Genomic DNA, 3,389 nt, shown 5'->3' on the forward strand with positions numbered 1-3,389 from the left:
GAAGGCCGCGGCATCGCCGGCAAGACCAACGGGGCCTTCGGGCCCCGTTTTTCTTTGCTGGCTGGACTCGCGCCTACCCATGGCCCGCCGGATTTGGCACCCTGAAGGTCCCTGTTGCCGGAAACTCCGCCCATGAAGCGCCACTTCTCGATGCTGCGCGAGTTCCACCTCGCCGACTGGTTCACCCTGGCCAACGCCTTTTGCGGCACCGGCGCGGTGTTTGCGGCCATGCGCTTCCTGCAGGACGGCCGCACGTCCGACCTGCTGTGGGGCATGGCGCTGATCCCGCTGGCCTTCATCTTCGACGCGCTGGACGGCAAGATCGCGCGCTGGCGGCACACCGCGTCCACGCTGGGCCGCGAACTGGACTCGCTTTCGGACGTCATCTCGTTCGGCCTGGCGCCGGCCGCGTTGGCCTATGCCTGCGGCATGCAGGGCGGCTGGGACTGGCTGGTGCTGTCGTACTTCGTGTGCTGCGGCGTCAGCCGCCTGGCTCGCTATAACGTCACGGCCGAGTCGATGACCGGCGACGAAGGCAAGGTGAAGTACTTCGAGGGCACGCCCATTCCCACCAGCCTGGCGCTGGTGATCGTACTGGCCGTCGCCACGTGGCAGGGCAGCATCGGCGACGCGCTCTGGTTCGGCAGCGTGCAGCTGGGCTGGGAGCTGCATCCGCTGGTGCTGCTGTTCGCGCTGTCGGGGTCACTGATGATCAGCAAGACCCTGCACGTGCCCAAACCCTGACCGGAGCCACCCGATGAACCCCATGATCCCGCTCGCCCTGTGCGGCCTGCTGATGGCGGCGCCGTCACTGGCCTGCGACCCTGCGCACGCCGATGCCGGCACCGACTCGCGCATCGCGGACGACGTGCACGCCGTCACGGCCCTGAACCTGGGATGGAACCAGGCCGACCTCGCGGCCGACCGGGCCTGGTTCGAACACAACCTTGCCGAGGATTTCATAGCGGTCACCAGCCGCCGCGGGGCGATGGAGGACAAGGCTTCCACGCTGGCGGGAGTGGGCCAGTACCGGCTGGAGGACGCGTCCAGCACCGACCTTGTCGCTACGGTGCATGGCGACAGTGCGCGCGTCACGGGCATCTTCCACACCCGGGGCACGGACGCACAGGGCAAGGCGTTCACCCGGCGCGTGCGCTACATCGACACCTACGTGCGGCGCGAAGGCCGCTGGCAGGTCTGGTCGTCCCAGGGCACGGAGGTCGTTCCGTAGCCCGTCTGGCAAGGGCGTCCGGGCCCGACCGCCGCGCTGTGCGGGCATTGGGCCGGGCGCTGTTCCATCGCCATGCTGAACCGGCACCGCCGCCTGGGCGGTGCGGCTCCCAGGCCGTTCAGGCGCCCGGTGTTATCAACGGCACACGCTGGTTACACAGCGTCGGCACCGGCTCGCTGCCGGGAGTGACAGAGGAAACACCACCATGTCTTTTGCGCTGTTCCTGATCGGCTTGGCCCTGCTTGTCGGCGGTATCGCCTGGGGGCTGATCACCGCTGGCGTCGCCCCGATTTATGTCGGCATCACCTGCATCATCGTGCTGGGCATCGGCATCATGACCGCCGTGTCGCGGACCCGCACCAAGGACTAGCGCTGCGCGCGAAAAGACCGGATGGCGGTGGGCAGCAACAGCAGGCCCGCCACGAAACAGGCCAGCGACCCGATCAGAATGGCCGGCCCGATCCAAGCGGGTGAGGTGCTTAGTGCCGCGCCGTAGATGCGGCCGATGATGGACCCGACGATGCCGCTGGCGAAGCAAAGCACCACGGCGACGAGGGTGTGGAATCGGGACTTGCGATGGGGCTGGGTCATGGCGCGATTTTCCAGCATCACGCCACGCTGTCAATGCAGCAAGTCCACTGCCACCGTGCGGTCAGGCGAGACGGCCCCGATGCGTCATACCCAGCCGGTGGCGTAGAACACGCCGATGATCACGAACACCGCCAGGGTTTTGATGATGGTGATGGCGAAGATGTCCTTGTAGGCCTGGCGGTGCGTGAGGCCGGTCACGGCCAGCAGGGTGATCACCGCACCGTTGTGCGGCAGCGTGTCCATGCCGCCGCTGGCCATCGAAGCCACCCGGTGCAGCACTTCCATCGGGATGCCCGCCGCGTTGGCATTGGCGATGAAGGTGTCGGCCATCGCCGCCAGGGCAATGGACATGCCGCCGGACGCCGAGCCGGTGATGCCGGCCAGCGCGGTGACGGTCACGGCTTCATTGATCAGCGGGTCGGGAATCGCGCCCAGCGCGTTGGCTACGATCAGGAAGCCGGGCAGGGCGGCGATGACCGCGCCGAACCCATACTCGGACGCCGTGTTCATGGCCGCCAGCAGCGCGCCGCCGATCGCCGGCTTGGTGCTTTCGGCGAAGTGCGTGCTGACGGCGCGCCAAGCCAAGACCACCACCGCCAGGATGCCCACCAGCAGCGCGGCCTCCACGGCCCAGATGGCGGCGACCTTGGAAATCTCCTGCACCACCGGCGTGGGGTTGCCGACCACCGAGGGCACGAACGAATGGCTGTCGCCATAGGCCTGCGGAATCAGCACGGTGAACACCTTGTTCGACACGCCCACCAGCACCAGCGGCAGCAGTGCCACCCAGGGGTTGGCCAGTCGGTCGCCGGCGAAAGGTGCGGGCTCGTTCAGCAGTTCGGTGCCGTAGCCTTCGCCCGCGGCGCGCGCTACGCGCCGGCGCCATTCCAGGTAGCTCATGCCCAGCGCCAGGATGAAGAGGCCGCCAATGGTTCCCAGCACCGGCGCCGCCCAGGTGTCGGTGCCGAAGAAAGAGGCCGGGATGATGTTCTGGATCTGCGGCGTGCCCGGCAGCGCGTCCATGGTGAAGGTGAAAGCACCCAGGGCGATGGTGCCGGGGATGAGTCGCTTGGGGATGTCGCTCTGCCGGAATATTTCCGCGGCGAACGGATACACCGCGAACACCACCACGAACAGCGACACGCCGCCGTAGGTCAGCACCGCGCACACCGCCACGATGGACAGCATCGCGCGGTCGGCCCCGAACAGCCTGATCACCGCCGCCACGATGGACTTGGAGAAGCCCGACACCTCGATGAGCTTGCCGAAGATGGCGCCCAGCAGGAACACCGGGAAGTAGAGCTTGAGGAAGCCCACCATCTTGTCCATGAACAGGCCGGTGAACATCGGCGCCACCAGGGTGGGGTCGGTCAGCAGCACCGCGCCCATCGCCGCCACCGGCGCGAACAGGATGACGCTGTAGCCGCGGTAAGCCACCAGCATCAGGAACACCAAGGCGCCAAGCACGATCAGGAAGGACATGCCTTCGTTTCCCCGAGGATCATCAGGCAGGCAGTGTCCGCAGCCCCGGGGCGTGGGGCCACCTGTACCAAGGTACAGGTGGCCG

At 67.4% G+C, this 3,389-nt stretch carries 5 protein-coding genes; 3 read left to right on the forward strand and 2 right to left on the reverse strand.

All coding sequences use genetic code 11. The features are described 5' to 3' along the window. The first annotated feature begins 132 nt into the window (after positions 1 to 132). The 3 genes from K0M70_RS15730 (at position 133) to K0M70_RS15740 (ending at position 1,601) form a co-directional block, all read left to right on the forward strand. Positions 133 to 744, forward strand: a complete 612-nt coding sequence (locus tag K0M70_RS15730; RefSeq protein WP_290783630.1) for a CDP-alcohol phosphatidyltransferase family protein — start codon at positions 133 to 135, stop codon at positions 742 to 744. Between the two features lie 13 nt (positions 745 to 757). Then, positions 758 to 1,231, forward strand: a complete 474-nt coding sequence (locus K0M70_RS15735) for a nuclear transport factor 2 family protein (protein ID WP_290783633.1) — start codon at positions 758 to 760, stop codon at positions 1,229 to 1,231. Positions 1,232 to 1,436: 205 nt separating this feature from the next. After that, positions 1,437 to 1,601 (forward strand): hypothetical protein, encoded by a 165-nt coding sequence (locus K0M70_RS15740; RefSeq protein ID WP_290783636.1) that lies wholly within the window; start codon positions 1,437 to 1,439, stop codon positions 1,599 to 1,601. On the opposite strand, the gene K0M70_RS15745 is transcribed toward K0M70_RS15740, so the two are convergent. Together K0M70_RS15745 and K0M70_RS15750 are read right to left on the reverse strand one after the other, a co-directional pair. Continuing rightward, positions 1,598 to 1,822 (reverse strand): hypothetical protein, encoded by a 225-nt coding sequence (locus tag K0M70_RS15745; RefSeq protein WP_290783639.1) that lies wholly within the window; start codon positions 1,820 to 1,822, stop codon positions 1,598 to 1,600. The genes K0M70_RS15740 and K0M70_RS15745 overlap by 4 nt on opposite strands. 84 nt (positions 1,823 to 1,906) lie before the next feature. Next, on the reverse strand, positions 1,907 to 3,304 hold the full coding sequence (locus K0M70_RS15750) for a GntP family permease (RefSeq protein ID WP_290783642.1): 1,398 nt from the start codon (positions 3,302 to 3,304) through the stop codon (positions 1,907 to 1,909). Between the last annotated feature and the right edge of the window lie 85 nt (positions 3,305 to 3,389).

It is taken from the genome of Arenimonas sp., from assembly GCF_019459675.1.
Classification (GTDB): domain Bacteria; phylum Pseudomonadota; class Gammaproteobacteria; order Xanthomonadales; family Xanthomonadaceae; genus Arenimonas.